Source organism: Aquidulcibacter paucihalophilus, assembly GCF_002105465.1.
Classification (GTDB): domain Bacteria; phylum Pseudomonadota; class Alphaproteobacteria; order Caulobacterales; family Aquidulcibacteraceae; genus Aquidulcibacter; species Aquidulcibacter paucihalophilus.
The window spans coordinates 22,281-48,156 of record NZ_NCSQ01000158.1 but is presented as its reverse complement, the minus strand read 5'-3'; the positions used below and the strand labels follow the sequence as shown (position 1 = coordinate 48,156).

Here is a 25,876-nt window from a genome sequence, read left to right as displayed (position 1 = left end):
CTGCACCAAAGCCTTCTAGAACAAAAGAACGAGAAGCGATGCGATCCCCGATGGGGTAGTCCAGGCCTAGACCTCGTGCCGGAGAGTCCCGCAAGGTCCCCGCTCGCAACGCACGCGCTGGCGGGCATGGCAACCTGAAGGACGGCGCCTCAAGCTGCGATTTCGACCGTCCAGCTTTCGATCACGGGATTGGCCAGAAGTTTGGCTGCCATTTCTTTGGCGCGTGCGGCACCGCGTTCGGGGTCGGTTTCATCAAGTTCAATCTCGATGACTTTGCCGACGCGCGCATCTTCGGCCTCATGAAAGCCCAAGCCGCGCAGGGCTTCGGCAATGGCGCGGCCTTGAGGGTCCAGCACACCCTTTTTTAGACGGACATTCACAATGGCTTTCATCGGTTGGTTTAGCCTTCTACAAACGCGCTACGTGGGTCTTTAAAAATGCCCAAGCGCTGGGCGACTTCGGCATAGGCCTCAGAAACGCCGCCCAAATCTTGTCGGAAACGGTCTTTGTCGAGCTTGTTGTTGGTGCGCGCATCCCATAAACGGCACGAATCCGGGCTGATTTCATCGGCCAAAACCGTGCGCACCATGTCGCCTTCATAGAGGCGACCAAATTCAAGCTTAAAGTCCACCAAGCGGATACCCACACCCGCAAATAGACCCGACAAATAGTCATTGATGCGCAAAGCAAGCGCCATGATGTCATCAATTTCTTGTGTGGTGGCCCAGTTAAAGGCGGTGATATGCTCTTCAGCGACGATCGGATCACCCAAGCCGTCATTCTTATAATAGAATTCGACGATGGACCGGGGTAGTAATTCGCCTTCGGGAATACCTAAACGCTTCGAGATTGAGCCTGCGGCAACATTGCGTACCACGACTTCGAGCGGGATGATTTCCACTTCACGGATCAATTGCTCGCGCATATTCAAGCGACGGATGAAATGCGTGGGCACGCCAATCGCATTCAGATTGGTCATGATGAATTCTGAAATACGGTTGTTCAGAACGCCCTTACCTTCAATAATCGCATGTTTTTCAGCGTTGAAGGCGGTCGCATCGTCTTTGAAATACTGGATCAGGGTACCAGGCTCTGGCCCTTCATAGAGGACCTTGGCCTTGCCTTCATAAATTTTCTTGCGGCGGGACATGGTCGCGCTCTCCTCAGTGGTCAGGTGGCAAGGCACGCACTCGCAGCCAGCGTGGCCCGAGTCGAAACTCCTAACGACATTTCCACCCTAACAGGCTGCGCGACAGGCCTCAATCATGTGGCGCATCCTCTTGCGCTTACTTGCGCAGAGACCTATCCAGACCCCACATAGGACTTTGTCCGCTGACACGTTTTCAAGGAAGTCTGATATGAGCCAGTTCGATGAGCGCAAGAGCGCTGAAGAAGCCAAATATGCGCACGATAGCGAGCTTTCGTTCAAAATCACGGCGCGTCGCAACAAGCTGCTCGGCGCTTGGGCTGCCGGTCTTTTAGGCCTCGAAGGCGAAGCCGCTGAAGATTATGCCAAGTCCATCGTCATGGCCGATTTTGAAGAAGCCGGCGATGATGATGTCTACCGCAAAGTCAAAGCCGATCTCGACGCCAAAGGGGTTGATGTCAGCGAGCATCAGATCCGCCGCGAGATGGAAGATCTTCTCGAAGTTGCCCGCCAACAGCTGACGGCTTAAGCCGATGGCGCGCGCGCTGGCCTTTGGTGGCTTTGCTTTGGTTATGGCAACCCTTTCTGGGTGCGCCTTAGGCCCGGTTGAGTCCGATCCGGCACAGGCCGAAGCGCGCGCGGCGGCCATGCGCCAAGATTGTTATCGCCGCGGCGGTACGTGGAGCGAAGAGACCCGCACCTGCGTCGGGGCCGATGCCATTCGTCGCTAAAAGGACTAGACAAGGCCGACTTGCCCCGCCCACTATATCTGCCATGACGTACGGCTAAGGGGTTAAATTGATTGATGCAGCGGCGGGCCTTTGTCTCCTTAGTGGGTGCAAGCTTAGGCGCGGGCCTCGTGGGGCCCGCTTGGGCAGCCAAGCGCCAGCCCGATCCCCTTGCAGGTTTGGATGCAGAGCTTGATCTGGCGCGCCAGAATTGGCGCGTCCCGGGCCTTTCGATTGCGGTTATCAAGGATGGCGCGCCGCTTTATGCAAAGGGCTTTGGCTGGCGTGACGGCGCGAAAACCCAAGCGGTCACAGCCGATACTTTGTTTGGTTGTGCGTCCCTCACCAAAGCCTTTACTGCGGCAACCGTCGCCATCTTGGTCGATGAGGGCAAGCTTAAGTGGGATGAGCCCGTCACCACTTATCTGCCTGAGTTCAAAATGGCGGGCGGGGTAGAATATGCGAGCCTGAGCCTGCGCGACATGCTCTCGCACCGCACAGGCCTTGGTACCCATGATCTCGTTTGGTACAATAATGAGAGGCTGAGCAAGTCTGAGCTTCTGGCACGTATGCCGTATTTGGAAACCTCAGCGCCCCTTCGCAGCCAGTATCAATATAATAACCTCATGTATATTTTGGCTGGTCTGGTGGTCGAGCGCGCAACGGGCCAGACGTGGGAGGCCTTCACAGATGCGCGCCTCCTCAAACCACTCGGCATGACGCGCACTGGCTTTAGCCCCAGCCAAATGGCCATGGACAGTAATTTCGCCTTTGGCCACAAGCTAACCCCGGCCAAGCAAGCCGTGCAGATTCCGTTGCGGCCAGAAGATGCGATCGGCCCAGCCGGTCAGCTCTATAGCTCAGCCAACCAATTTATCGCTTGGATGGATTTGCAGCTGCGTCGTGGTAGCTTTGGCGAGAAGCGACTGATTTCTGTCGCGCAAAGTGAAGCCATGTGGGCACCGCTTGTATCAACCGGCGGACAACCAGAGGCCATAGAATTGAGCCGGGGGCTTTATGGGTTGGGCTGGCGCACCGATTTTTATCGTGGCATGCGGCGGGTTGCCCATGGCGGCAATCTCAATGGCTTTTCTTCGCGCGTGACCTTATTCCCAGAACAGAATGTCGGCATTATCGCCTTTGCGAATATGCGTGGCACACCTCTGCCCGGCCACGTCAGTCTTGATTTGTTTGATCGCCTGATGGGGCTGGCGCCAGCCAAGTGGTCTGCCCGAGGGTTGGCCCGTCGGGATGCGAATGAGGCCAAGGCCGCCACGCAATCCCCGCCCATGCCCATACCCAATACAACGCCTTCGCGCGCATTGGATGCCTTTGTCGGAACCTTCATCCATAAAGGCTATGGCATTTGGACCATCACCCGCGATGATGCCGGTTTGCTGGGCACCTATAATAACATGCCCATTCGCCTCAATCATTGGCATTATGATGTGTTCAACGGCAAACCTACCCGCGAAGATGATGATGATCTTCTCGATGTGAAGTTTGCTTTCCAAGCCGATATGGACGGCAAAATCAGGTCCTTAGAAGTGCAGATGGATAATGATTTTCCCCCGGCCATCTTTGTCCGGACATCTGGATAAATCCGGACCACAAAATCGTCTGCCAATTTGCAGTTCTTCGGTCATAGATTTGTCATAACGACTGATCCATCCCCCTCGCTTGCGCGTAAAGCTGACAGCCAAATCAGGTGCGGACAAGGATCGGAGAGATCAGATGGCCACGTATGAGACAGCCGAAGCTCAAAGCGCAACGCGCCGGTTTGTCAAACAGGCTATGAAAGCACCGTTGCTGGAGCATGATCACGAGCGCGAGCTGGCGATTAAATGGCGCGACCATCAGGATGAGCGCGCGCTGCATGAGCTCACAACGGCCTATATGCGGCTTGTGATTTCGATGGCGGCGCGCTTCCGCAATTATGGCCTGCCGATGAGTGACTTGGTCCAAGAAGGTAATATTGGGCTGATGCAGGCAGCGGCCCGCTTTGAGCCTGATCGCGACGTGCGCTTTTCAACCTATGCCGCTTGGTGGATCCGCTCAGCCATTCAAGACTATGTGTTGCGCAACTGGTCCATCGTGCGGACGGGCACGACGGCCGCACAAAAGTCGCTCTTTTTCAACCTCCGTCGACTCCGCGCCCTCATCAGCGATACGGGGGAAGCCATGATGACGCGCGAGAACCGCGAGATTATCGCCACCAAATTGGGCGTGAGTGAACGTGAAGTCGAACAAATGGCCTCGCGCCTTTCGGCCAACGACCGCTCGCTCAATGCTCCCATGTCCGATGGGGTCGATGGTGGTGGCGAGTGGCAAGACCTCTTGCCAGATGAAGGCATCCTACCCGATCAAGATGTGATGGAGCGAACCGATACCGAACGGCGCACCAATTGGATTCAAGAGGCGCTAAAATCCCTCAATCCGCGGGAACTCGCCATCATTCAAGAACGTCGCTTGACCGATGAGGGGGCAACCTTGGAATCCCTAGGCGTCCGCATGGGCATTTCAAAAGAGCGGGTGCGCCAGATCGAGCACCAGGCCATGAAGAAGCTGAAGGCCGCTTTGATCAAAAAGGTTGGAAACCCTGAAGATAGCGGCCTTCTGCCTGACGTGTGATCCGGGCTTTAGCGAACGACTGCTCGGTCGGCATAGAGGACGGCGGTATAAATGCCTTTAGAGCCTGTCATGCGGACGGGTACCGAAACCCCCATATTGCCAACATCGGCCAGCCAGATTTGCAGGCGGATTGGCTCGCGGCTTTCGCCAGGCTTTTTCTGATTAAAGCCTGCGACTTCGGTGTATGTTCCCCGACAATAGGTCGCAGGACCCTTGTAAGCCGGGGTAGAGACTTGCTCGATCCCGACATATTGGGTGCGAATATCATAGCGCCTTTTGCCGTCGAAAATCTTGACGGCTCCGCCACAGGCCCGACCCGCATCGCGGCCTGTAACCAAGGATAATTCCATCAAGCCCGTGACGGGATCCACGGACTCCAGCTTTTGGGCCAAAGTTGCAGGCGGAAAGCCCATATTTCCCCACATCGGCGCAGCCGTCACATCAACAGAACGGCCCGCGAAATTAATGGTGATCCGGCGTCTTTTGCCATTGGTCTCTTGATTGACAAAATTTCGCGGTTTGAGCTGCCCGTCGTCAATGGCACCCTTTACCGTTGCCACGCCAGCATCATTGTTAAAGGAAGCGGCAATGCCAGAGGTGCGGTATGTCGCCTCACCACTATAGCTGTCTTGGGTCAAATTGACTTTGAACGAACCGCGCGCCAATTCGAGCGGACCAATTCGCGCCCGCAAGGAAATGTCGACCGAACGGCTCTGCCCCGGGCCCAGATTGGTGAGCAGGCTTGGCGATGGACCGTTTTGCGCGACACTAGGCGTTGCAAGCACGCAAAGGGCTGCAATCGTGCACACCAGCGGGAGTTTTGACATCAGAGGCTCTTTCGTTTCAGCTTTCAAACACGGCCTATGGTAAGTCTCTCTGTCTGAACGCAAGCTGATTGCTTATGGTCGCAAATGTGGCGGTGTCTAGACACGCGCTGCATCTTCTTTATGAGCCTTTGGGCCCTGTCGCCCAAACAACTTATCCGCCTTGGCAGGCCTTCTGGAGTTCGCGCTGCCAAGTTCCAATCAAGGGTGCAAGCTTATCAGAGGGGCCTTGCAGCTCGCTCAACAAAACATCCACAGCCCGCGCGGCAAGGCCTAAAGCCTCAAAGCCAAATGTAGCGGCATTGCCTGCTTGAACATGGGCAAGTCGGCGTAAGTCTTCATAGGTTCTGGGTTCCGCAAAGCCAAAGTCCACTTCACTCTGTAGGTTCTCGAGTGCCCCTAAGTCTGTTTTCAAACTGACCAAATAGCTACCTTTCAGGGCCGTAAGATCTGGTGGGCTTCCAAACGCGCGCATGACTTTTCTCCGTCTGTTTCCCATGGATACCAACAAATGCTTTCGGCTTTAATAAGCCAATGTGGACCTTTTCAGATGGTTTTGTGACGGTTTTGTTGCACGTGGGGCATATTTTATCTCATTGATTAATCAACCCTAATTTCCCAAATTTACAATTCTGTCGTCTAAAAGTCATATAGTTGTCATATAAGTGTTGTCACATAGTCATTTTAATGTCACATTCCTCCGACGGGACATCTGGGTCGCGCAATTTTGTGGGTCATTGAGGAGATTGCTATGGCACACCGCTTTGTTGGACTGATCGCTTTTGCTGCTTTGGCATCGGGTGCTGCGCAAGCAGAAATCGCCGATCAAAAGGTGCCGGCCAATGCCGCCCCGGAAGTGGTCTTTAAACAGATTGAGCAAGCTGCGACCAAGATGTGTGCAGAAGCTGCGCGTCGAGACCGGGTTGTGAACGAGACCCAGTGCGTCAACACCTTGATTGCTTATGCTTTGGCTGAGGCGGATCGTCCAAGCTTGACTGCTGTGGCATTGGCAGAGCGGCCTGCTGTCGCTACCATCCGTGTGCAATTGCCTGAAGCCAACAGATCCATGCAAACAACCGCACTGTCCCAATAATTGGGCCCAATGACTTGGCCCAATAATTTGAGCTCAGCGCAGCGAGGCCCCGTTACTCTTTCGGTCTAGATCGAATTACCCGTCCGTCAGACGTGCGCGTGCAAGCTTAACTTGGCTTTCGCGCACGGCGACTTGGGCGAGTTTTACCTGCGCGGCCACTTCTGAACGAATGCGCGCCATATCGGCTGGGCTCAACAGCCCACATACCCCTTCGGCCTGCCCCAATGTGCAGGTCTTTTTGCCGTCATCTGACGAGACAACAAACGAGAAATCGCCTTCATTGAGGCGCGCCGCAAGCAATTGGGTAATCTCAAGACGCTGAACCGCTTGGTCGAGTTCGTGTTCTGAATTCTTATATTGTGCTGGCGTTAAAGTGGTTGGCGTTTCGAACCGAATTTTCACACGGGTAGCCGTGCGTGCTTGTTCTAAGGCGCTGGCTGCGGCCGCACTCTGTAAGGCTAGCTTGGCCGATTTGCTGGCCTCTGCCTGAGCTTGGGCCATCAAGCTCTTCATCGACCCAGGTGCGGCTAGGGCAGGGTGCAGGCTTGCCAAGGCCGGGGGTGCCGGGGTGGCTGGGGCTGCTGGAGACTCCGCAGCAGCAGGTGGTTGGGGTGGCAACGGCCGTTCAGCATGTTCGGGGGCCTGTGGCTTGGCTGTCGCATCGGCCATGACCAAGCGCTGTGTTGTCTTCACCGAAGGCTTTTCGAAGACATGGGCGATCAGGCTTTGCTTGGCTACAGGCACGTGCGCTTGTGCCAATTTGTCGCTTTGGCACTGCGCAGCCAAGGCGGTGGCGGCACTCAATTGAACTTTGGGGGTCGCTTTGACACCGCCATAGGGCAAGCCGATCGCCAGCTTTAGCCCATCCAAACTATGCGCCCGGGCATCAGCTGATGCCCATAAGCCGTTCATCGCGCCGGCTGCTCCAAAGCTGCCGAGCAGGGCGGCCGCGCCAATCATGGTCATTCGAAGTCGCAAGGCTAGTCACCTCATGCGCGGTGAAGGGAGGACCGCAACGCCTGTTTCCACCCCATCCCGTCTGCTTCGTCAACGCAGATCGGCAAGTTTGGAGCCATTCTTACATAAGTTTAACATAGCCGTCATGGATCGCTCATGTTTGGGTGCTTTGCGCCACTTCTTTTTTGCTCGAGAATCTCCGTCGAAAGCGGCGAAGGGGCGCTTAAAAGAACTGAGAGGCGGTCGATTATTTGGCTGTGCCGCAGAACGACTCAGGATGGGGTATCCGAGCCCCAGACCTCGGGCCGTAAACGCGCCGAGGTCCCCGCCCACAGCTCAAGCTTCGGCGGGGAGGACGTCGTGAGGGGAAGTGTACTTAGACCTGCTGGGTGTCAATTCGCATCAGCCAACCACCTTCTGCTCAATCGCCCCGAAGATGGAGTGGCCGGTGGCGTCGTCGGCCCAGATGCGCACGACTTGGCCGTGTTTCAGGAAGGGCGTCTTGGCGGCACCATGGAGGATGGTTTCTACAACGCGCACTTCGGCCAAGCAGGAATAGCCGAGACCACCTTCCGCGATAGGCTTGCCAGGGCCGCCAGTCGCGTCGCGGTTGGAAACCGTGCCCGAGCCGATAAGGGTACCGGCGCAGAGGTTGCGGGTATGGGCGGCATGGGCGATCAATTGGCCGAAATCAAACGTCATATCCACGCCGGTTTGGGCCCGACCCAACGGCTTGCCATCGAGATCGACGCTTAAGGTGACATGCAGTTTGCCGCCGTCCCATAAGGGCCCGAGGCTGTCGGGCGATACGGCGACGGGAGAGAAGGCGCTGGCGGGTTTGGCCTGGAAAAAGCCAAAGCCCTTGGCCAATTCATTGGGGATCAGATTGCGCAGGCTGACATCATTGACCAGACAGATAAGGGCGATGTGGTCACGCGCCGCTTCAGCGCTAATGCCCTGTGGCACATCGGTGGTGATGACGGCGACTTCGGCCTCAAGGTCACAGCCCCAAGCTTCATCGGCAAGCGGGATCGGCGCGCGCGGCGGCAAAAAATCGTCGGAGCCGCCTTGATACATCAGAGGATCGGTCCAGAAGCTTTCTGGCATCTCAGCGCCACGGGCTTGGCGCACCAATTGGACGTGGTTCACATAGGCCGAGCCATCGGCCCACTGATAGGCGCGCGGAAGCGGTGAATGAGCCTCACGTTCATGAAAGCGTTCGGTGGGAACTGCACCGCGCTCTAAGGCCTCGCTCAAAGTCTGCAGGGCTGGGCCGCACCGGGCCCAATCGTCGAGCGCGGCTTGTAGAGTGGGTGCGATCAGGCCTGCATCCGTGCAATAATTCAAGTCAGACGAGACCACGACGAGGCGACCATCGCGGCCGGATTTGAGAGAGGCGAGTTTCATCAGTGTTTCCTAAGGGCTGGGCGGTCCCAAACCGTTTCGATGGCACGTTTTAAACAGGATCAGACTTTGCGTGGCTGGCGCGGGCCTTAGCGTGCAGCCAGTCGGCATGGCGTGGCGCTTTTTTGGTACGCGACCATTCTTCCAGCATCTCGGGCGCAACCCGTCGCAGTTCGGTGAGTTCTGCAGCAGTGCCGGTATCATGGGCGAGTTCCAACCTGTGCCCATTGGGGTCGAAAAAGTAGATGGAGCGAAAAATGCCATGATCGGTTGGACCAATCACCGAGCACCCGCGCGCCTCTGCTCGGGCCTTGCCCGCGAGCAAAGCCTCTTCACTATCGACCTTGAAGGCGATGTGCTGCACCCATTCGGGCGTATTGGGGTCGCGGCCCATGTCCGGCTGCTCAGGCAGTTCGAAAAAGGCCAGCACATTACCGCCGCCGGCATCGAGAAAGACGTGCATATAGGGGTCATAGGCACCGGTGGACGGCACATGGTCTTCAGCAAAGGCGATTTGAAAATCCATGCCCAGCACGTCGTGATAAAAGTCCACCGTTTCCTTCGCATCGCGGCAGCGATAGGCGACGTGGTGAATGCCTCTTAGCTGGCTCATGACTCGTCCCTTATCCTAATTCTCGTCTGCGTAAATGGCCACGCGCGCAGGGCTAACCGCACTCATCTGCGCGCGATACATGCCAGGTGTGTTCATGCTCGCGACGGTCTGCCCCCGCGCATTGACGACAATAACCCCGCCATCACCGCCCAAAGCTGTCAGGTCTTTCTTCATGATCGCATCTGCTGCAGCCTGCAGGTCCATGCCGGGCTCTGCTGCCTTATCGCAAATGGCACGGGCGACGCCTAAGCGGATGAAATATTCCCCGGTTCCAGTGCCCGAGACCGCGCAGGTGGGCGTTGCATAGGTTCCAGCCCCAATGACCGGCACATCACCGACTCGGCCCCATTTCTTGCCGGTGAGACCGCCAGTGGAGGTGCCAGCCACCAACACGCCCTTGGTGTCGCGCACCACAATCCCAATCGTCCCAAACCGCGCTTCCCCGGACTTAGCCGCATTCGGGCCTGAGTGGACGGGGCCATCATTATTGAGGCCAGGGGGCTTTGGCGGGATCGGCATTTTTTGTTCGGTCAGAACTTCTTCAAGAATTTGCCAGCGCCGCGCCGTCAAAAAGAAGCTATTGGGAACTTGTTCAAGACCTTGTTCGCGGGCGAATTGATCCGCGCCTTCGCCGATCAGAAATACATGTGGCGTTTTTTCCATCACGGCACGCGCCGCACTAATCGGGTGGCGGGTTGTCATCATGCCCGCAACTGCGCCGGCTTTGAGGCCTTGGCCAACCATAATGGCTGCGTCCAAAGTCGCTTTGCCAGAGGCATCAATCGCTGCACCCCGGCCTGCATTGAATAAGGGATTATCTTCCAGATAACGGGCGGTAGCTTCCACCGCGTCGATCCCATCGCCACCTTTGCGGAGGATATCGGCACCTATCTCAATGGCTTCGGCCAAGGCGGCGCGATAGGCTTTATCCTGCTCGGGTGTTAAGTCCTTGCGCTCAATCACGCCAGCCCCACCATGAATAGCAATCGACCAAGCCGGAATGGGGGCTGGCGGGCTTGTCAGGAAGGTGCGGGTCTTTTCTGGGCCGTCACCGACTTGGGTTGTCATGGTGCAGGCACCGAGGGCGAAACCCAAAGCCGCTATGCTGCAAAGCGCGCCAAATTTGCCCATCCTAAACCGCTCCCAATTTTGGCCTCAGCCTTGCAAAACCCCGCGTCGAATTTGGTCCAATTCGATGCTTTCAAACAAGGCTTTGAAATTGCCTTCACCAAAGCCCTCGTTTCCTTTTCGCTGGATAAACTCGAAAAAGATAGGGCCAACGGCATCCTTGCCAAAGATTTGCAACAACAGGCCTTGGCCTTCGCTAGGCGCGCCATCAATCAAGATTTTACGTTGGCGCAGGGCCTCCACATCATGGCCGTGACCGGGCAGGCGGGTGTCGATCAAGTCAAAATAGGTATCGATCGTGTCCTGCAGTTCGACACCGCGGGCGCGGAGCTGGTCGACTGTGGTCAATAGGTCGGAGGAACCCATCGCGATATGTTGAATGCCTTCGCCCTTATAGCGCTGTAGGAATTCTTCGATTTGGTCGGTCTTGCCTTCTTCGCCCTTGCTCTCGTTCAAGGGGATACGGATTTTGCCACAGGGGCTGGTCATGGCTTTGGAGAATAAGCCGGATACTTTACCTTCAATGTCGAAATAGCGGATCTCGCGGAAGTTGAAGATGCGCTCATAATAGTCTGCCCATACGTCCATTTTTCCGCGGAACACATTATGGGTTAGGTGGTCGAGATAGGTCAGGCCTGTTGAATTGATGGCTTCTTCTTCCGCGGCGCCGGGGATGGGCTTAAAGTCGACATCATAAATGCTTTGCGCACCATAGCGATCAACCAGATAGATAAAGGCTCCACCAATGCCCTTAATCGCAGGAATATCCAGTTCCATCGGCCCGATGGGGCTATCGACGGCTTCGGCCCCGCGCGCGATCGCCTCCCGGAAGGCATGGGCGGCATCCTTGACCCGAAATGCCATGGCATTGGCCGATGACCCGCGCTGCCGGCGGAACTCAGCTGCTTGACCCACAGGCTCCATGTTGAGAATGAAGTTGATGTCGCCCTGTTTAAAACGGATCACATTCTTCGAGCGATGCTTGGAAAACGCGGTAAAGCCCAATTGGCGGAAATAGGTCGCCAAAGCGTCGGGGTCTGGGCTTGTGAATTCAACAAACTCAAAGCCATCAGTGCCAAGGGGGTTTTCAAACAAGTCCGTCATCGGGGGCTCCCACCATCTGTTGCCCCATTATAGTTTCATTTGTTACTAATTGCCAAGATGGGGCAACATCTATTTTGCCAATTTTTCGGCCTGGTCTTCCAACTTGCGAAGCATGGCTTCCAAGCGTTCAGCGGCTTGGCTGCCAATGGCCTCAATCAGAGACTTCTCAAAAGCGAGCGCAACGGGGGCGACCTCTTGGACGATGGAGACGCCTGCTGCCGTGAGGCTCAACTCAACAGCGCGACGGTCTCTTTCGCTCGGCTTGGATTGTACGAGGCCACGGCTGATCAGGGCTTGTGCTGCTCGGCTGACGGTGACTTTGTCCATGGCGGTGCGGGTGACGAGATTTTGCTGCGACAGCGGCACGCCTTCTGCGAGGATCGCCAACAAGCGCCATTGTGGGATGGTCAACCCAAATCGTGCCTCATAGGCCTTGGCAATCAGGGCGCTGACCTTGTTGGAGGCCACGCTCAACCGATAGGGCAGATAGGTTTCAAGATTGAGTGGTTTCATGATCTCGGTGTGGGTCTCTGCTTGGTGAAGACGAGATCAAACGCCAGTTGCCTGGGTTCTGCTTCGCCGATCTTGGTCAAAGCTTCTAGGGCTTCTTTGGCTTGTAGGATACGAGATTCTGCCCCTTGGAGAGAAGCTATGAAAACGGAACTGTAGTTTGCACATGGGCGCGATTCTTGCGGTATTTTGCAAGTGCTTGCTCAAACCAGTTTTAGAGCCTTGGCGGGGCCCATAGGGACTGCACTCGACCGCTGGGCCGCCTTTGGCGATCTTGAGCGCGATCTTGCAGAGCATAGCATGCTCCAAAGCTCTAAAGGCTGGTGGATCGCTGACCTCACTTACCGCTCCTGCAGCGTGTTTAGGCTCAACAAAGGCTTTGGCGATGCGCGCACATACTGCTGAGAGAACGGCGATTTTGGCCGTGCTCACCGCTCTGTTTCGTGCGTCCCTTGCCTCAGCCGTTTCGCTAGGCAAAAAGCAACCAGCGGGCGACATCCAAAAATGGATAAATCACGGCTAGGCCGCTTGTTCTTTCCGCCCACTAATCGGAGTTACACAGAACAATCAATTCGACGGTCAACACGGATAAAAATGACCCAAGTGTGCGCAAAGCGAAACTCTAGACCACTGAAAAAGGGCTTATGGTTGGCAGGTAGAGCGCCACAAACACTGCCTCCTACCCGGTCGAATCGAGCTCTATACTCGCCCACATTCGGCGGGACTCCACCTGAGAACCTCAAAGCTGTTCGCGAGGGCCTTTTGCGAAAGGGTGGTTAGCTTGTGGTCGTATTCCACGGGTAACTCTCAGACAGACTGTGCATCTAAGCGACAAAAAATCAGCCTGCCTGCGTCTCTGGCGCGGTTGTAATGAAGGCCGGATGCGCGCGCGCTTTTGCATCGGCGGCAACCAAGAGCGGGAAGGGGGTCAAGTCCACCCCATAGCGGCGGGCATTATTCATTTGTGGAACTAAACAGATATCCGCCAAAGTTGGTAAAGGCCCAAACAAATAGCCCTGTTCTGGTGACCAAAAGCGCTTGGCCGTCTCCATCTCCAATGCGGCAAAGCCCTTGGCGATCCATTCCGCACACCATTGCGTTGTCCGTGCTTCATCGGCGCCAAAGTCGGCAGCCAGCTTGCGCCGCACACCCAGATTTTGCACCGGGAAGATATCGCTCGCAATGGCATGGGCAAAAGCACGGCATAAGGCCCGCTGCCAAATGTCGCTTGGATACAGGCTCGGTTCTGGGATGGTGTCTTCCAACCAGTCCATGATCGCAAAGGATTGGGTCAGGACCCCATTCTCGGTGACGATTGCTGGCACCCGGCCCTCGGGGTTGAGAGTGCGATAGGGATCAGACAAATGGTCATTGGCAATCAGCGAGACAAAGTGGCTGTCACTGGTCACCCCTTTGAGGGCCAATGCTATGCGAACGCGGTAGGAAGCAGAGGAGTGGGAAAACGTATGTAATTGAAGCATAGGCTTCTCCTAGCATAGGGCGATTTCCCTCACCATATGGACCGCTAACATAGGTCAAAGTCGGCGGCGAAAGTGGCTGCTAGGCAAATCGATCAGATGGCTAAATCGATCCATTACGACCTCGCACACAAAATCGTGTAGTAAAGTTGTCTTGCGTCCAATGCTTCGCGGCATGATATTAGGGCTAAGCAATGTGGCAGAAGTCTGCTTGCATGTTGAAAAGGAACGAAAATGAACGACCAAATTAGGTTTCAAGCTCAAGCGATCCCAGCCGGGAACACGATGGACATGTCCGTCGACGCTGGCCTGCGGAGCTTTATGTTGGGCGTCTACAATAAGATGGGCCTTGGCTTGGTGCTCTCGGGCATTTTGGCCTATATCACCTCTTCCGTGCCGCCCGTTCGCGATATGTTGTTTACCGCCAATGGAGGCTACACGGGCGCAGGCTTGGTATTGAGCCTTGCTCCTCTTGGCGTGTTGCTGTTTGGCATGTTTGCCATGCGCAACCCATCCAAGACCGGTGCTAACCTGTACTACTGGACGATTGTGACCTTGATCGGTGCTGGCTTGGGCGTCTTGGCGCTGCGCTACACAGGTCAGTCCTTGGCTTCGACCTTCTTCATTACGGCATCTGCTTTCGGTGCGTTGTCGTTGTGGGGTTATACCACGAAGCGTGACCTGACAGGCTTTGGTACCTTCTTGATTATGGGCATGTTTGGCTTGCTCTTGGCCGGTATTGTCAACATCTTCCTGCAAAGCCCGATGTTGATGTTCGTCATCTCTGGCTTGGGCGTGTTGATCTTCTCAGGTCTGATCGCTTTTGATACCCAGCGCTTGAAGTTCGAGTATTATTACTTGAAGGGCGACAACACGGCGATGTCAGTTGCCACCAGCATGGGTGCCTTGAGCCTGTATCTGAACTTCATCAACCTGTTCCAATTCTTGCTCAGCTTCTTGGGCGACCGCGAATAGGCTGCTAGCCCCGTCTAAAAAAGAAAGCCCGCTGACGTCAGTCGGCGGGCTTTTTGTTTGATCAGAGCAGCAAAGCTTTAAGCCTCGTCTCCCTCCTCCAGCACATCGTCCAACAAATCTTGCGCCAACACGTCTGGCGATTGAGCAAAGGGCAGCGCGGTGAGGGGCGCGCTACCCGGCAGGGTTTCGACCGCCCGCAATTGCCGACCCAACACATTCTCGCGGGTGCGGGCTTGTTGCACAACCGTCTTGGCTTGATCCAGCTTGTCTTCAACCTTCTTCAAGACGCCGCCAAACTTCTCAAACTCTTGCTTGACCTTACTCAGCACCTGCCAGACTTCGCTGGAGCGCTGTTGGATCGCCAAAGTCCGGAAGCCCATGCGCAGGCTGGTCAGCGTCGCCATCAGGGTCGTGGGGCCAGAAACCAAGACTTTAAAGTCGCGCTGAAGGCTGTCGACAAGGCCCGGCCGGCGAACCACTTCGGCAAACAAGCCTTCGGTGGGCAAGAACATGATGGCAAAATCGGTTGTGTTCGGAGGCGCGATATATTTCTCGAATATGTCTTTAGCGGCGATCTTGATGGCGCGTTCAAGACCCTTTTGGGCGGCATCGATTCCCACCGTGTCGGCCCGGTCAGACGCATCAATGAGGCGTTCATAATCCTCCACCGGCAGTTTGGCATCAATCGGTAGCCAGACTGGCGTATCACCATCATTGGGCAGACGGATCGCGAATTCGACTCGTTGATTGCTGCCCGGTTTCACTTCGACATTTTGGGCATATTGCTCCTGGCTCATCGCTTGTTCGAGTAGCATGCCCAAAGTAGCTTCACCCCACGTGCCGCGGGCCTTTACATTGGTTAGGACGCGTTTGAGGTCGCCTACGCCTGTGGCAATAGTCTGCATCTCGCCGACAGACTTGAATACGCGCTCTAATTGCTCATTCACTTGGTTGAAGGAGGCCCCTAAGCGTTGCTCTAGGGTGCCCTGCAGCTTTTCATCAACTGTCACGCGCATTTGTTCCAGCTTAGCTTCATTTTCCTGCCGCAGGACATCAAGGCGGCCTTCGACGGTCTGGCGCAGCGCCAGTGCGGTGCGATCATTCGCCTCCATCATTTCCTTGATCTGGGTTTGCGCTTTGCTGAGCGCCTCTGCTTGAGAGCGGCCCTGCGCTGTCATACCGTCAACCAATGTGGCCGAAAGCACGGCAATGGCTTTATTGACCTCCTCGCGAAGGGCCCGACTATCTTCGCTGGTTGCAGCTCGATACTCTGCCAAACTCACGCCAAAGGCGTCGAGCCGCTCGCGCTGGGCAGCCGACATGACATCAATCAGGCGCTGCAAGTCTTGTGCGATTCCGGCCATGCGACTGGCCATTTCTTCGCGCGCTTGCAGGTTCTGGCGTTGGGCTTCTTCGCGAACCGAGGTGATGCCGGTCTGAAGGTCCTGCCGATAATCGACAAAGCGCACATTCATGTCCTCAATCCGCCGACCCAATTGGGTCAAAGGACGGTTAGACCGCGTTAGAGCAAAATAGACCGCGACTAAGAGGATTAAAACATACAGACCAATGACGGCCATCAGGTTCAAAAATTCGGGCGAAATGGTTTCCGGGCTCGTGGAGGGGGCCATGGCTTAGATGTCCTTGCGACTCAATCTGGAGATAGTCTGACGTGTTTGTGCCACAGCTGATGCTGGGCTCACATACAGCACGACAGTCTAGTCTAGTTCTACGTCAAAACAGGACGCAGTCGAGCTTTTGATGAAACAGATTGGCAAGTGGGAAGATAAAAAAAGGCCGCGCCATGGTTAGGCGCGGCCACCCTCTCGCGAGAGCCAAAAGGGCGTCTCCTCCCCGAAACGCCGCCGGACCGAAGTCCAAGCCTCTTTTGTGTGACAATCTGTCACCTTTCTGTCAAGTCCTTTGGACTCTCTGTTGCAGCAATTCGACGGACAGCTAAATTCCACTGTGCGGTCAACACACCTGATAATCTTCCCAAATTACAGTATTCACGGCCTCGGCATAAGCGGTGCAATTACTGCCCCAATTTTGTGTAATTTGCCCTTTTTCATTCTTATACCAAGAAGTGCAGCTGGAATCTGCCCAGACAGTTCGGCCCAAATCTTCTTGTAACTTCGCGATAAACCGTGCCTGAGCCTCAGGCTTAATGCTCGCAGATTTGGCCTTTTGTTCGGCGAGACCTGCCAGCATTGCCCGCACATATTCAATCTGCCGCTCAATCATAAAGGTGATGGAATTATGGCCCAGATTGGTATGGGGACCATAGAGCATGAAGAAGTTTGGGAAGCCCGCTGTGGTGATACCCAAATAGGCCTCAGGCCCTTCTGCCCAGTGATCGGCGAGGCGTGTCCCTAGTTGGCCGACGACATCTAAGCTCCAGTGCCAGCCCGTCGTTTCAAATCCGGTGGCATAGATCACCACGTCCAAATCATAATGGGTGCCGGTTTCAACGCTAAGGCCTGTTGCCTCAAACCCTTCGATTCTGGCGGTCTCGAGTGTCACATGGTTTTGGGTGAGGGCGGGGTAGAAGGTATCGGTGAAAAGAAAGCGCTTGCAGCCAACGGGGTAATTGGGTGTGAGCTTCGCGCGGAGACCTGGGTCTGCAATCTGCTTTTCCAAATGCCGCTTGGCGATGTCGGCATAGGCAGCGCGGCCTTCTGGGGTCCAGCTAAATGTCTGCCAAAAGTAAGTGTCGGCGGTATCAAAAATAAGGGCGCGATTGCGTGCGCCTAGGTCCATCGCCGCTTGTGGGTTGCTGAGCAGAAGCGCAATTTCAGTGGGTGGGATTTCGCGGTCACCACGTGGCCCGATGTAATTGGCAGAGCGTTGAAACACCACCAGAGAGCGTGCAACCTTTGCGACTTCCGGAATCAATTGTACCGCGCTCGCCGCAGAGCCAATGACCCCCACCCGTTTGCCGGCAAGGTCAATATCATGGTTCCAAGCTGCCGAATGCATGCTTGCCCCTTCAAAGCCGTCTTGCCCCGGAATTGGTGGGATTGAGGGGCGGTTCAATTGACCCAAGGCCGAGATGATGGCCCCAACCTGGTGAATTTGGCCGTCTCGTGTGGTGATCGTCCAGTGCTGCTGGGTCTCGTCCCAGACGGCAGAGGTGGCTTCAGTGTTAAGGGAAAGCATAGGCCCTAAGTCGAACCCCGCGACCAATTGTTCGCAATAGGCCTGGATTTCGGCCGAACTGGGATAGGTGTTGGTCCAATGGATCGCCGGGGCAAAGCTGAATTGATAGAGCGCAACCGGCACATCGCAGGAGCAGCCGGGATACGTGTTCTGGGCCCACGTGCCCCCAACGCGGCTGGCTTTCTCAAGCAGGATCAGATTGGTGTAGCCAGCCTGTTTCAACTGAATGGCAGCAGCAAGCCCACCAAGGCCCGCGCCAATGATTGCGATTGGGGTTGAATAATCCATGAAAGTCGCTCCCAGTTTTTATTGTGAGCGCCACGATCATACAAAAAGAGCTGGCTTACAATGCCCCTATTTGGCTGGGTCTCAGGCCCGCAAATCGCCAAAGGCCAGGCGGTGCGCCCGTGTTATCTTTCCGCCCACGCCAGCAAGCTTTAGATCAAGCGTCTGACCCGCCCAATCCACCTCGACAAGGCCAAAGTTTATCGGTCCATAGCCATCACCAATCCGGTTGCTGGCGGGCTCTCGTATCCAATCTGTGCCGGGTGCTGTGGTAAAGCCTTTATTGATCCCAGAGGCTGTTAGGTCTGTTAGCGGATAGGCCACGCCGGTTCTTTGTTGATGAATTGAACCAAAATGGCGATCACCAGAGGCAAAGAGGACTCCATTGGCCTTGGTTTGGGCAATCAGATCATACAGCCGTTGTTGCGCCCGCGGGAAATTGCCCCAGCGCTCCCAGCCATGGCCGTCCGCAATGACTTGGATGGAGGAGATGATAAGGCGCAAGTCGGCAGGCTTTCTCAACTCGTCTTCCAGGAACGCCCATTGGGCGGCTCCCAAGACATCGGCTTCAGAGCTCAGGGGGTGGGGGATATAGCGTTCTTTGCCCGGTGCATTGCGTTGATCGGTCCGCACAAGGGGGTCGCGAAAATAGCGCGTGTCGAGCAAAATGACCTGCAAGACCTGGCCGGGCGGGCCTGAACGAAACGAACGATAAATGCCGGGACGCTGGCGAATTGGGTTGTTGCGGGCAATGTTCCAAAAGCTCACGAACATGGCTTGGGCTTTAGCCTTAAACGCAAAGTCTCCCCCGCCATCATTCAGGCCGTAATCATGGTCGTCCCAGACGGCTTCGGTTGGCTTAGCAGAGACCAGTCTGCGAAAGGCGGGTGCCTCGGAAAGCTTGCGATAGGCTTCTTTCAGGCTGGGCAATTGCGGATCTTTGGGCGTATCGGAGCCATAGACATTATCGCCCATCATAATCAGCAGATCGGGCTTTGCCGCTTGAACATCGTCAAGCAGACTGAGGTCTAAGTCTTGGTCTGAACATGAGGTGAGTGCGATACGTGATACACGGCGATTGCCAAGTCTTGGGCTGATGGGCGCACGGGGAAAATCGGGCAAATCTTCTAAGAAGGGCTTGGCGGTGACGCAGCCTGCTAAAGGCAGTGTGGTAAAGGCAGCACTGCCCGAAAGGGTCAAAAATTGGCGCCGGTGAAACATGCTTTTCCTTTAATCCCGCTTAGCGTCATTCTCGTGACAAATTGAGGGTGAGTCGGCTTCCCAAAGAATAGAGAGGCCATCGACTCATCAAGGCTTAGGCTTTGTGCCTGTTTCGCCGCGTTCAATCCAGAGAATGATTTCTGCAAGCCATTTTTCTAAACGGGCGAGGCTTGCTTGCTTCTCGCGCACTTCCGATAAGCGTGCCTGCATCGCCACCAGTTTCTCAGCTTGGGTCATGCTGCCATTTTCCCACGCCTGCAAAAGAGCCCGGATATCTTTCAACCGAAAGCCTAAGGTTTGGGCTAGTTTGATTGAAGCCAAGCGGTCGATATGGCTGTGGTCATAAGTGCGGTAGCCATTGCCGCGACGGTCGTCATCAGGGGTCAAGAGGCCCAACTTCTCATAGACGCGGATGGTCGAACGCTTCAGCCCGCTGATCCGTTCGAGTTCCCCGATATTCATCGCCACAAACCCTCTTGACCGTGTACTATAGTGCACAGTGTAGGCCTTTGACGCGCGCCGCGCAAACCTTAGCCACACGAAAGTTGATCATCATGTCTTCTTCCTCGCTCCCCCGACAGATTTTGCTCACCGGTGCTTCAACCGGCATTGGCCGCGCCACTGCGCTACATCTTGCCGCGCGCGGTTGGCATGTGCTGGCGGGTATTCGCAAACCTGAAGATGGAGAGGCACTCCTGCAGGCCTGCGCGTTTGGGTACCTTGAGCCTGTGTTACTCGATGTCACCCGCGACGACCATGTTCAAGCCGTCGTGGACGGTCTCAACGCGTCTGGAAGGCCTCTTCATGGCCTGATCAATAATGCTGGCTTTAATTATATGTCACCCTTCGAGGGTAGCGAGCGCCCGAAGATTGAAGCTGTGATGGCAACAAATCTCTTTGGACTTGCGCATCTCACCCGCGCCCTCCTGCCGTATCTGAGGGCGGGTGCAACTGTCGAAAAGCCTGCCCATATTCTGAATTTAGGCTCAATCGGCAGTCTGATCGGCATACCTTGGGAGGCATGGTATCACGCCAGCAAATTTGCCCTTTTGGGCCTTTCCGAAAGCTTGCAGAATGAAGTACTTGCCCAGAACATCAAAGTGACGGTGGTCTGTCCGGGGGGCATCCGAACCCCCTTTGTACAAAAGTCTGAAGCCGGGGCCGAAGACAGCCTTGCGGGCCTAACGCCTGAGCTCTCGGGTCTTTATTTGACGGGCATGCGAAAATTGGTTGGTTCAGTTGGGATGGTTGAGCGCTTTGGTTCAGACCCAATCCAAGTGGCGCGTGCCATCGAAGGCATTCTGGCGTCGCGCAATCCGCCGTTTCGTCGATTGGTTGGCACCGATGCAAAGGTCATGGCGGCCTTGCAAGCTGTTTTGCCGCGGCGGATGTTGCACGCTCTCTTGCGTGGCGCTTTCGGCGGATAAAAGAGAGGCAAGGGCTGCCACCACCGGTCTCATGGCGACAGCCCTTGCGTCCTTAGGCGTGGGCTTTAGACGTGGGCCAGATCAAACCGGTCGAGGTTCATGACCTTTGTCCAAGCTGCCACAAAGGCGTCGATAAAGCGGTGGGAGCCATCGCTACTGGCATAGACCTCGGCCAACGCGCGCAATTGCGAGTTGGAGCCAAAGATCAGATCAACCCGCGTTGCGGTCCAAACCTTGGCTCCCGTGTGACGATTGCGGCCTTGATAGAGGCCATCTTCTTCCGCGACCGGAGCCCAAGCCACATCCATATCGAGCAGATTGACAAAGAAATCTGCCGTCAATGTCTCAGGGCGCGAGGTCAGAACACCATGGTGCCCATCTGGACTCGTGACCCCCAAAGCGCGCAGGCCGCCTAGCAAAACTGTCATTTCAGGCGCGGTCAGGGTCAAAAGCTGCGCTCGGTCTACCAGCAATTCTTCAGCCGAAATCGAAAGATTTGGCTTTTGATAATTGCGGAAGCCATCTGCGACCGGTTCCATCACTTGGAACGAGGCCACATCGGTTTGCTCTTGGCTGGCATCCATCCGCCCGGGCGTGAAGGGTACCTGGATATTATGACCTGCCTTTGCGGCTGCGGACTCTAGGCCGACAGAGCCTGCCAGAACAATCAAATCTGCCAAGGAGACTTTTTTGCCCGAGGTAGTTTTCGAATTGAAGTTGGCCTGGATCTTGCGCAAGTGTTCCAACACCTTAGCCAATTGCTCTGGTTGGTTGACCTCCCAGTCCTTTTGCGGGGCCAAGGCGATGCGAGCCCCATTGGCCCCGCCACGCTTGTCTGAGCCACGGAACGTCGAGGCCGACGCCCAAGCTGTTGAGACCATTTCCGAAATGCTCAGGCCTGTAGCTGCAATCTCCGCCTTTAGTGCGGCAATAGCGGCGTCATCGACGACGGCATGGTTTAAGGCAGGGATTGGGTCTTGCCAGATCAATTCTTCGCTTGGAACCCAAGGGCCCAAATGCAAAGCGCGCGGACCCATGTCGCGGTGGGTCAATTTGTACCAAGCCCGTGCAAAGGCATCGGCAAACTGGTCGGGGTTTTCATGGAAGCGCTTTGAGATCGGGCCATAAATGGGGTCAAATCGTAGCGCAAGGTCGGTGGTAAACATCACCGGGGCATGGCGCTTGCCGGGGATATGGGCATCGGGCACCGTTCCTGCCGCATCTGCCTGGGCAGGGATAAATTGGGTTGCCCCAGCCGGGCTCTTGGTTTGGACCCAGTCATAGCCGAACAGATTGTCGAAATAATTATTGTCCCAGCGGATCGGATTGGTGGTCCAAGCCCCTTCAAGGCCACTGGTAATAGTGTCTGCACCTTTGCCGGAGCCAAAGCTATTGGCCCAGCCAAAGCCCTGTTCCTCAATCGTGGCCCCTTCGGGTTCAGGGCCGACATGCTTACTGGGATCAGCTGCGCCATGGGCTTTGCCGAAGGTGTGACCCCCCGCGATCAGGGCAACAGTCTCTTCATCATTCATCGCCATCCGGCCAAAGGTCTCGCGAATGTCAAAGGCTGAGGCCAAGGGGTCAGGCACGCCATTGGGACCTTCTGGGTTCACATAGATCAAGCCCATCTGAACGGCAGCCAAGGGGTTTTCCAATTCCCGTTCGCCTGAATAGCGCTGGTCATCCAACCAGCCCTTTTCTTTACCCCAATAGATATCTTCTTCTGGTTCCCAGACATCTACACGACCACCAGCGAAGCCAAAGGTCTTGAAGCCCATCGACTCAAGCGCACAATTGCCCGCGAGAATCATGAGGTCAGCCCACGAAATGGCACTGCCATACTTCTGCTTGATCGGCCACAGCAAGCGACGGGCTTTGTCGAGATTGCCATTATCGGGCCAGCTGTTGAGCGGGGCGAACCGCAAGGTCCCAGCGCCCGCGCCGCCCCGGCCGTCACCCGTGCGATAGGTCCCAGCACTGTGCCATGCCATCCGAATAAAGAAGGGGCCATAATGGCCGTAATCGGCTGGCCACCAATCTTGCGACTGGGTCATCAATGCCATGACGTCGGCCTTTAGTGCGTCGAGGTCTAAAGTTTGGAAAGCGGCTGCATAGTCAAAGCCGTGTCCCATTGGACTTGAAAGGCTGGTATGCTGATGCAGCATTTTCAGGTTAAGTTGGTTTGGCCACCAGTCACGATTGGATTGGGTTCCAACTTTAGCGGGTTGGCCGCCACCATGCATAACAGGGCATTTGCCTTGGGTTTCCATCGTCATATCCTCTTTTTACGTGGTGAATCTATGGACCTACGCTAAGGCCACAGGTTACATTGGTCCAATCGATTATATGACGTTGATCAATAGTTTTAATCTATGTCTTGAGCGCTCGGGTTAGACAGGGTGGCTTTAGGTCGTCTTATGCAGGCGGCTTTGATAGAAGCCGGGCTTATTCATGACGATGCCAGCTGCTTCATCTAAAGCTATAACCGCCCGCGACAGCGCCATATATTCGGCCCCGCCAGGCCGATAGGCTTGCGCCATGGTCAAGAGATGATCGCGATAGGCGCGCAAGCGCTCAAAATCCTGCTCGGGGGCAAGAAGGCCAAGATAAGAACGTGCAACCATAGCCCATAGTATGTTCTTCTTTTGTTCTTTTGCAAGGGCCTAAGGCGAGCAACAGGCTGCATTGCAGCATCGGGATGTGGATAGAGCGCGGCAAGCCTTGCGTCTGTCCGGCCCGCCCTTCCTTGACGCAAACGTCACTTTGGCTTCCTATGTCCGCAATCGCCCACGCATGGGCAAAACCCCGGGGGAGGGAAACAGATCATGACACCACTTTTAACCGTTCTGGCTTGGACTTTGGTATTGGCCTTTGTCCAAATTCTGTTGTTCGATGTCGCGCGGACCGGCCAATATGGCTTGAAGTGGAACATGGGTGCCCGCGATGAAACCATGCCACCGCTCTCACCCATGGCCGAGCGTCTCCGGCGAGCGCAAGACAATCTCTATGAGACCCTGCCGCTCTTCATTGCCGCTGTTCTGATCGCGGTTGTGGCGGGCAAGGAAAACGCGATTACGGTTTGGGGTGCCCATATTTATCTGATTGGACGGATCATTTACGTGCCGCTTTATGCCTATGGCGTGAAGAATATTCGCTCTTTGGTATGGATTATCTCCACCATCGGCCTTGGCATGGTGATTGTGCCTTTGCTGCTCGGCTAGGCAATTTGGCCAACTCCTAGGACGGCCAACGCCTTGACAGGCGGCGTTGGCGGTTCTGCCCGGGGCAATTGCGTAAGGGTCGCTGGACAGATCACGACTTGTGCGCACACCATCTCGCCAGCCCATGAAGATCAGAAGTGATGGAAATCAGATGATGCGTGACCGCTCCTTTCGCCAAGCCAAATTGACCCTCATAAGTTTAAGCCTTGGAATGCTGGCCTTTGGGCCAGCGCTTGCCAAGACTATGCCGTCAGAGCGCGCCGCACGCGCGCTGCATGAGCGGATTTTGACGCTTGATACCCATCTTGATACGCCCGCTGTCGTGGCGCGTCCGGGGTTTGATATTCTCAAGCACAATGACTGGAAGACCGCGTTTGCCCAAGTTGATGTGCCCCGGATGAAAGCCGGCGGCCTCGATGGCGGCTTTTGGGTGATCTATACGGCCCAAGGTCCGCGAACACCTGAAGGCCTCAATGCCGCACGCGATGCAGGTCTGATGCGCGCAGTGGTGATCCGCGAAATGCTGGCGCGCAGTCCTAAAGTTTTTGGTCTTGCCTTGAAGGCCGATGACGCAGCCAAGATTGCCGCAGAAGGCAAGCGCGTCGTCTTCATGTCGATAGAGAATTCTTACCCCTTGGCCAAGGACGTTTCTCTGCTTGAGACCTTTTACAAACTCGGTGTGCGCATGGTCGGGCCGGTGCATTTTGCCACCAATGACTGGGCGGATAGTTCAACGGATAAAGCCGAATGGGGTGGGCTTAGCCCACTGGGCAAGCAATTGGTGGCAGAGGCTAATCGTCTGGGCATGATCCTTGACCAGTCGCACGCCTCCGACCAGGTGCTCGACCAGATGCTGGAATTGTCGAGTGCGCCCATCATCGCCTCGCACAGCGGATGTAAGGCGATCTATGACCACCCACGCAATTTGGATGATGACCGCCTGAAAGCTCTGGCTGCCAAAGGTGGGGTGATCCAGATGAACGCTTTTGGGGCCTATTTGAAGCCCTTGCCACAATCGCCAGAGCGCCGCGCGGCCCTTGCAAAACTGGCGGCTGCTTATCCCAATCTCGCCAGCCGCAGCCAAGCTGAGCAAGAGGCTTTCCGCCAAGCCCGTGTGCGCTTGGATGCAGCGTTTCCAGAAAATCGTGCAACTTTTGATGATTTCATGGCCCATTTGCTCCATGCTATAAGGCTGATCGGCGTGGATCATGTCGGTATTGGCATTGATTGGGATGGCGGTGGTGGAGTCGTCGGCCTTGAAGATGCTTCCAAGGTTTGGAAGATCACGCAAGCTTTGATGGCCGAAGGCTATTCCGAGGAAGACATTGCCAAAATCTGGGGCGGGAATGTGCTGCGCGTCATGCGGGAAGTAGAAGCCAAGGCGCAGAAATAGGGTTTGCGGGTAGGGCGCTTGGCCAAATGGGTCGATGCGTTTAGAAGGGCGTGATGACCGAATTAAACAGCCAATTTCTGACCGCCCTCCGTCTTCAAGTTGATTTCTCTGCAATGGCACGGATCGGCAAAACCCCCGTGGGTAATCGCCTCATCGCACCGGTGACTGGAGGTCGATTTGAAGGGCCCCGTTTGACCGGCGAGGTCCTTCCAGGCGGCGCTGATTGGGCGCTTTATCGCGGGGAAGACCGCATGCTGGTCGATGTGCGTTTGACGCTGAAGACCGATGATGGGGCTTTGATCTATTTGACCTATCAAGGGGCACTGCGGACGTCTGCGGAAAATATGGTCCGCTTCAAAAAGGGCGAGATCTTGCCAAAAGAGGCGTTTAATTTGCGCACCATCACCCGGTTCGAGACAGGTGCCGTCCACTATGACTGGCTGAATGATATGATTGGCATTGGTGTCGGGACGCAAGAGACCACTGGCGTTGTCTATCAGATTTTTGAAATCCTCTAATCCGCGCTGGGCCGGCAGCTTTACAAGCTGATGCCAATGGCATTAGCGAGGCCAAATCGC

General features: G+C 55.7%; 27 protein-coding genes. 10 read left to right on the top strand and 17 right to left on the bottom strand.

Annotated features, from left to right (window positions below; all coding sequences use genetic code 11):
* Positions 1-149 precede the first annotated feature (149 nt).
* On the bottom strand, positions 150-392 hold the full coding sequence (purS, locus tag B7364_RS11725; RefSeq protein WP_085340219.1) for a phosphoribosylformylglycinamidine synthase subunit PurS: 243 nt from the start codon (positions 390-392) through the stop codon (positions 150-152).
* An 8-nt stretch (positions 393-400) separates the two neighbouring features.
* On the bottom strand, positions 401-1,150 hold the full coding sequence (gene purC, locus B7364_RS11720; RefSeq protein WP_085340218.1) for a phosphoribosylaminoimidazolesuccinocarboxamide synthase: 750 nt from the start codon (positions 1,148-1,150) through the stop codon (positions 401-403).
* Positions 1,151-1,358: 208 nt separating this feature from the next.
* Between purC and B7364_RS11715 the strand changes: the two genes are divergently transcribed.
* The 4 genes from B7364_RS11715 to B7364_RS11700 all read left to right on the top strand — a co-directional run bounded on the left by B7364_RS11715 (position 1,359) and on the right by B7364_RS11700 (position 4,506).
* Positions 1,359-1,676, top strand: coding sequence for a DUF1476 domain-containing protein (locus tag B7364_RS11715; protein ID WP_085340217.1), 318 nt, complete (start codon positions 1,359-1,361; stop codon positions 1,674-1,676).
* Between the two features lie 4 nt (positions 1,677-1,680).
* Positions 1,681-1,878: a hypothetical protein gene (locus B7364_RS11710; RefSeq protein ID WP_085340216.1), complete on the top strand. Its 198-nt coding sequence runs from the start codon at positions 1,681-1,683 to the stop codon at positions 1,876-1,878.
* A 74-nt stretch (positions 1,879-1,952) separates the two neighbouring features.
* Positions 1,953-3,476, top strand: a complete 1,524-nt coding sequence (locus tag B7364_RS11705; RefSeq protein WP_085340215.1) for a serine hydrolase — start codon at positions 1,953-1,955, stop codon at positions 3,474-3,476.
* 133 nt (positions 3,477-3,609) lie between these two features.
* Entirely contained in the window at positions 3,610-4,506 is an 897-nt protein-coding gene (locus tag B7364_RS11700; protein WP_085340226.1) for an RNA polymerase factor sigma-32, read from the top strand.
* Between the two features lie 8 nt (positions 4,507-4,514).
* On the opposite strand, the gene B7364_RS11695 is transcribed toward B7364_RS11700, so the two are convergent.
* Positions 4,515-5,333 (bottom strand): DUF3108 domain-containing protein, encoded by an 819-nt coding sequence (locus B7364_RS11695; RefSeq protein ID WP_157893665.1) that lies wholly within the window; start codon positions 5,331-5,333, stop codon positions 4,515-4,517.
* Between the two features lie 151 nt (positions 5,334-5,484).
* Complete coding sequence (locus tag B7364_RS11690; RefSeq protein WP_157893664.1) at positions 5,485-5,805, bottom strand: Hpt domain-containing protein; 321 nt, start codon at positions 5,803-5,805, stop codon at positions 5,485-5,487.
* A gap of 276 nt (positions 5,806-6,081) precedes the next feature.
* Between B7364_RS11690 and B7364_RS11685 the strand changes: the two genes are divergently transcribed.
* The gene (locus B7364_RS11685; protein ID WP_157893663.1) at positions 6,082-6,423 is read left to right on the top strand and encodes a hypothetical protein; all 342 of its coding nucleotides are present in this window, start codon (positions 6,082-6,084) and stop codon (positions 6,421-6,423) included.
* 75 nt (positions 6,424-6,498) lie between these two features.
* Here the strand turns inward: B7364_RS11685 and B7364_RS11680 are convergent, their stop codons facing one another.
* The 7 genes from B7364_RS11680 to maiA all read right to left on the bottom strand — a co-directional run bounded on the left by B7364_RS11680 (position 6,499) and on the right by maiA (position 13,620).
* A complete protein-coding gene (locus tag B7364_RS11680; RefSeq protein WP_085340211.1) occupies positions 6,499-7,389 on the bottom strand; it encodes a hypothetical protein in 891 nt (296 codons plus the stop codon).
* A 393-nt stretch (positions 7,390-7,782) separates the two neighbouring features.
* Positions 7,783-8,787, bottom strand: a complete 1,005-nt coding sequence (locus B7364_RS11675) for a fumarylacetoacetate hydrolase family protein (RefSeq protein ID WP_085340210.1) — start codon at positions 8,785-8,787, stop codon at positions 7,783-7,785.
* 49 nt (positions 8,788-8,836) lie between these two features.
* Complete coding sequence (locus tag B7364_RS11670) at positions 8,837-9,397, bottom strand: VOC family protein (protein WP_085340209.1); 561 nt, start codon at positions 9,395-9,397, stop codon at positions 8,837-8,839.
* A gap of 15 nt (positions 9,398-9,412) precedes the next feature.
* Positions 9,413-10,528: an isoaspartyl peptidase/L-asparaginase family protein gene (locus B7364_RS11665; protein ID WP_232780891.1), complete on the bottom strand. Its 1,116-nt coding sequence runs from the start codon at positions 10,526-10,528 to the stop codon at positions 9,413-9,415.
* A 24-nt stretch (positions 10,529-10,552) separates the two neighbouring features.
* Positions 10,553-11,629, bottom strand: a complete 1,077-nt coding sequence (hppD, locus tag B7364_RS11660; protein ID WP_085340208.1) for a 4-hydroxyphenylpyruvate dioxygenase — start codon at positions 11,627-11,629, stop codon at positions 10,553-10,555.
* A gap of 69 nt (positions 11,630-11,698) precedes the next feature.
* Complete coding sequence (locus B7364_RS11655; protein ID WP_085340207.1) at positions 11,699-12,142, bottom strand: MarR family winged helix-turn-helix transcriptional regulator; 444 nt, start codon at positions 12,140-12,142, stop codon at positions 11,699-11,701.
* 836 nt (positions 12,143-12,978) lie between these two features.
* The gene (gene maiA, locus B7364_RS11650) at positions 12,979-13,620 is read right to left on the bottom strand and encodes a maleylacetoacetate isomerase (RefSeq protein ID WP_085340206.1); all 642 of its coding nucleotides are present in this window, start codon (positions 13,618-13,620) and stop codon (positions 12,979-12,981) included.
* 231 nt (positions 13,621-13,851) lie between these two features.
* Here maiA and B7364_RS11645 point away from each other — a divergent pair, with 231 nt between their 5' ends.
* Entirely contained in the window at positions 13,852-14,592 is a 741-nt protein-coding gene (locus tag B7364_RS11645; protein WP_085340205.1) for a Bax inhibitor-1/YccA family protein, read from the top strand.
* A gap of 77 nt (positions 14,593-14,669) precedes the next feature.
* Here the strand turns inward: B7364_RS11645 and rmuC are convergent, their stop codons facing one another.
* The 4 genes from rmuC to B7364_RS11625 all read right to left on the bottom strand — a co-directional run bounded on the left by rmuC (position 14,670) and on the right by B7364_RS11625 (position 19,719).
* Positions 14,670-16,223: a DNA recombination protein RmuC gene (gene rmuC / locus B7364_RS11640; RefSeq protein ID WP_085340204.1), complete on the bottom strand. Its 1,554-nt coding sequence runs from the start codon at positions 16,221-16,223 to the stop codon at positions 14,670-14,672.
* A 343-nt stretch (positions 16,224-16,566) separates the two neighbouring features.
* The gene (locus B7364_RS11635) at positions 16,567-18,039 is read right to left on the bottom strand and encodes a flavin-containing monooxygenase (RefSeq protein WP_085340203.1); all 1,473 of its coding nucleotides are present in this window, start codon (positions 18,037-18,039) and stop codon (positions 16,567-16,569) included.
* Positions 18,040-18,120: 81 nt separating this feature from the next.
* On the bottom strand, positions 18,121-19,257 hold the full coding sequence (locus tag B7364_RS11630; protein WP_085340202.1) for an alkaline phosphatase D family protein: 1,137 nt from the start codon (positions 19,255-19,257) through the stop codon (positions 18,121-18,123).
* Positions 19,258-19,344: 87 nt separating this feature from the next.
* Positions 19,345-19,719 (bottom strand): MerR family transcriptional regulator, encoded by a 375-nt coding sequence (locus B7364_RS11625; RefSeq protein WP_085340201.1) that lies wholly within the window; start codon positions 19,717-19,719, stop codon positions 19,345-19,347.
* A gap of 92 nt (positions 19,720-19,811) precedes the next feature.
* On the opposite strand from B7364_RS11625, the gene B7364_RS11620 reads away from it, so the two are divergent.
* Positions 19,812-20,684, top strand: coding sequence for an SDR family NAD(P)-dependent oxidoreductase (locus B7364_RS11620; protein WP_157893662.1), 873 nt, complete (start codon positions 19,812-19,814; stop codon positions 20,682-20,684).
* Positions 20,685-20,749: 65 nt separating this feature from the next.
* Here the strand turns inward: B7364_RS11620 and katG are convergent, their stop codons facing one another.
* Together katG and B7364_RS11610 are read right to left on the bottom strand one after the other, a co-directional pair.
* A complete protein-coding gene (katG, locus tag B7364_RS11615) occupies positions 20,750-22,954 on the bottom strand; it encodes a catalase/peroxidase HPI (protein ID WP_085340224.1) in 2,205 nt (734 codons plus the stop codon).
* A gap of 135 nt (positions 22,955-23,089) precedes the next feature.
* Positions 23,090-23,308, bottom strand: coding sequence for a hypothetical protein (locus B7364_RS11610; protein WP_085340199.1), 219 nt, complete (start codon positions 23,306-23,308; stop codon positions 23,090-23,092).
* A gap of 201 nt (positions 23,309-23,509) precedes the next feature.
* Between B7364_RS11610 and B7364_RS11605 the strand changes: the two genes are divergently transcribed.
* The 3 genes from B7364_RS11605 (at position 23,510) to B7364_RS11595 (ending at position 25,816) form a co-directional block, all read left to right on the top strand.
* Complete coding sequence (locus B7364_RS11605; protein WP_085340198.1) at positions 23,510-23,905, top strand: MAPEG family protein; 396 nt, start codon at positions 23,510-23,512, stop codon at positions 23,903-23,905.
* A 151-nt stretch (positions 23,906-24,056) separates the two neighbouring features.
* Positions 24,057-25,298 (top strand): dipeptidase, encoded by a 1,242-nt coding sequence (locus B7364_RS11600; protein ID WP_085340223.1) that lies wholly within the window; start codon positions 24,057-24,059, stop codon positions 25,296-25,298.
* Between the two features lie 53 nt (positions 25,299-25,351).
* Positions 25,352-25,816, top strand: a complete 465-nt coding sequence (locus tag B7364_RS11595) for a DUF3237 domain-containing protein (protein ID WP_085340197.1) — start codon at positions 25,352-25,354, stop codon at positions 25,814-25,816.
* Positions 25,817-25,876: the final 60 nt, after the last annotated feature.

What these genes read in the sequence shown, in the direction of transcription:
- purS (WP_085340219.1), bottom strand. Translation starts at nt 392, where the DNA reads ATGAAAGCCATTGTGAATGTCCGTCTAAAAAAGGGTGTGCTGGACCCT.
- purC (WP_085340218.1), bottom strand. Translation starts at nt 1,150, where the DNA reads ATGTCCCGCCGCAAGAAAATTTATGAAGGCAAGGCCAAGGTCCTCTAT.
- B7364_RS11715 (WP_085340217.1), top strand. Translation starts at nt 1,359, where the DNA reads ATGAGCCAGTTCGATGAGCGCAAGAGCGCTGAAGAAGCCAAATATGCG.
- B7364_RS11710 (WP_085340216.1), top strand. Translation starts at nt 1,681, where the DNA reads ATGGCGCGCGCGCTGGCCTTTGGTGGCTTTGCTTTGGTTATGGCAACC.
- B7364_RS11705 (WP_085340215.1), top strand. Translation starts at nt 1,953, where the DNA reads ATGCAGCGGCGGGCCTTTGTCTCCTTAGTGGGTGCAAGCTTAGGCGCG.
- B7364_RS11700 (WP_085340226.1), top strand. Translation starts at nt 3,610, where the DNA reads ATGGCCACGTATGAGACAGCCGAAGCTCAAAGCGCAACGCGCCGGTTT.
- B7364_RS11695 (WP_157893665.1), bottom strand. Translation starts at nt 5,333, where the DNA reads ATGTCAAAACTCCCGCTGGTGTGCACGATTGCAGCCCTTTGCGTGCTT.
- B7364_RS11690 (WP_157893664.1), bottom strand. Translation starts at nt 5,805, where the DNA reads ATGCGCGCGTTTGGAAGCCCACCAGATCTTACGGCCCTGAAAGGTAGC.
- B7364_RS11685 (WP_157893663.1), top strand. Translation starts at nt 6,082, where the DNA reads ATGGCACACCGCTTTGTTGGACTGATCGCTTTTGCTGCTTTGGCATCG.
- B7364_RS11680 (WP_085340211.1), bottom strand. Translation starts at nt 7,389, where the DNA reads ATGACCATGATTGGCGCGGCCGCCCTGCTCGGCAGCTTTGGAGCAGCC.
- B7364_RS11675 (WP_085340210.1), bottom strand. Translation starts at nt 8,787, where the DNA reads ATGAAACTCGCCTCTCTCAAATCCGGCCGCGATGGTCGCCTCGTCGTG.
- B7364_RS11670 (WP_085340209.1), bottom strand. Translation starts at nt 9,397, where the DNA reads ATGAGCCAGCTAAGAGGCATTCACCACGTCGCCTATCGCTGCCGCGAT.
- B7364_RS11665 (WP_232780891.1), bottom strand. Translation starts at nt 10,528, where the DNA reads ATGGGCAAATTTGGCGCGCTTTGCAGCATAGCGGCTTTGGGTTTCGCC.
- hppD (WP_085340208.1), bottom strand. Translation starts at nt 11,629, where the DNA reads ATGACGGACTTGTTTGAAAACCCCCTTGGCACTGATGGCTTTGAGTTT.
- B7364_RS11655 (WP_085340207.1), bottom strand. Translation starts at nt 12,142, where the DNA reads ATGAAACCACTCAATCTTGAAACCTATCTGCCCTATCGGTTGAGCGTG.
- maiA (WP_085340206.1), bottom strand. Translation starts at nt 13,620, where the DNA reads ATGCTTCAATTACATACGTTTTCCCACTCCTCTGCTTCCTACCGCGTT.
- B7364_RS11645 (WP_085340205.1), top strand. Translation starts at nt 13,852, where the DNA reads ATGAACGACCAAATTAGGTTTCAAGCTCAAGCGATCCCAGCCGGGAAC.
- rmuC (WP_085340204.1), bottom strand. Translation starts at nt 16,223, where the DNA reads ATGGCCCCCTCCACGAGCCCGGAAACCATTTCGCCCGAATTTTTGAAC.
- B7364_RS11635 (WP_085340203.1), bottom strand. Translation starts at nt 18,039, where the DNA reads ATGGATTATTCAACCCCAATCGCAATCATTGGCGCGGGCCTTGGTGGG.
- B7364_RS11630 (WP_085340202.1), bottom strand. Translation starts at nt 19,257, where the DNA reads ATGTTTCACCGGCGCCAATTTTTGACCCTTTCGGGCAGTGCTGCCTTT.
- B7364_RS11625 (WP_085340201.1), bottom strand. Translation starts at nt 19,719, where the DNA reads ATGAATATCGGGGAACTCGAACGGATCAGCGGGCTGAAGCGTTCGACC.
- B7364_RS11620 (WP_157893662.1), top strand. Translation starts at nt 19,812, where the DNA reads ATGTCTTCTTCCTCGCTCCCCCGACAGATTTTGCTCACCGGTGCTTCA.
- katG (WP_085340224.1), bottom strand. Translation starts at nt 22,954, where the DNA reads ATGGAAACCCAAGGCAAATGCCCTGTTATGCATGGTGGCGGCCAACCC.
- B7364_RS11610 (WP_085340199.1), bottom strand. Translation starts at nt 23,308, where the DNA reads ATGGTTGCACGTTCTTATCTTGGCCTTCTTGCCCCCGAGCAGGATTTT.
- B7364_RS11605 (WP_085340198.1), top strand. Translation starts at nt 23,510, where the DNA reads ATGACACCACTTTTAACCGTTCTGGCTTGGACTTTGGTATTGGCCTTT.
- B7364_RS11600 (WP_085340223.1), top strand. Translation starts at nt 24,057, where the DNA reads ATGATGCGTGACCGCTCCTTTCGCCAAGCCAAATTGACCCTCATAAGT.
- B7364_RS11595 (WP_085340197.1), top strand. Translation starts at nt 25,352, where the DNA reads ATGACCGAATTAAACAGCCAATTTCTGACCGCCCTCCGTCTTCAAGTT.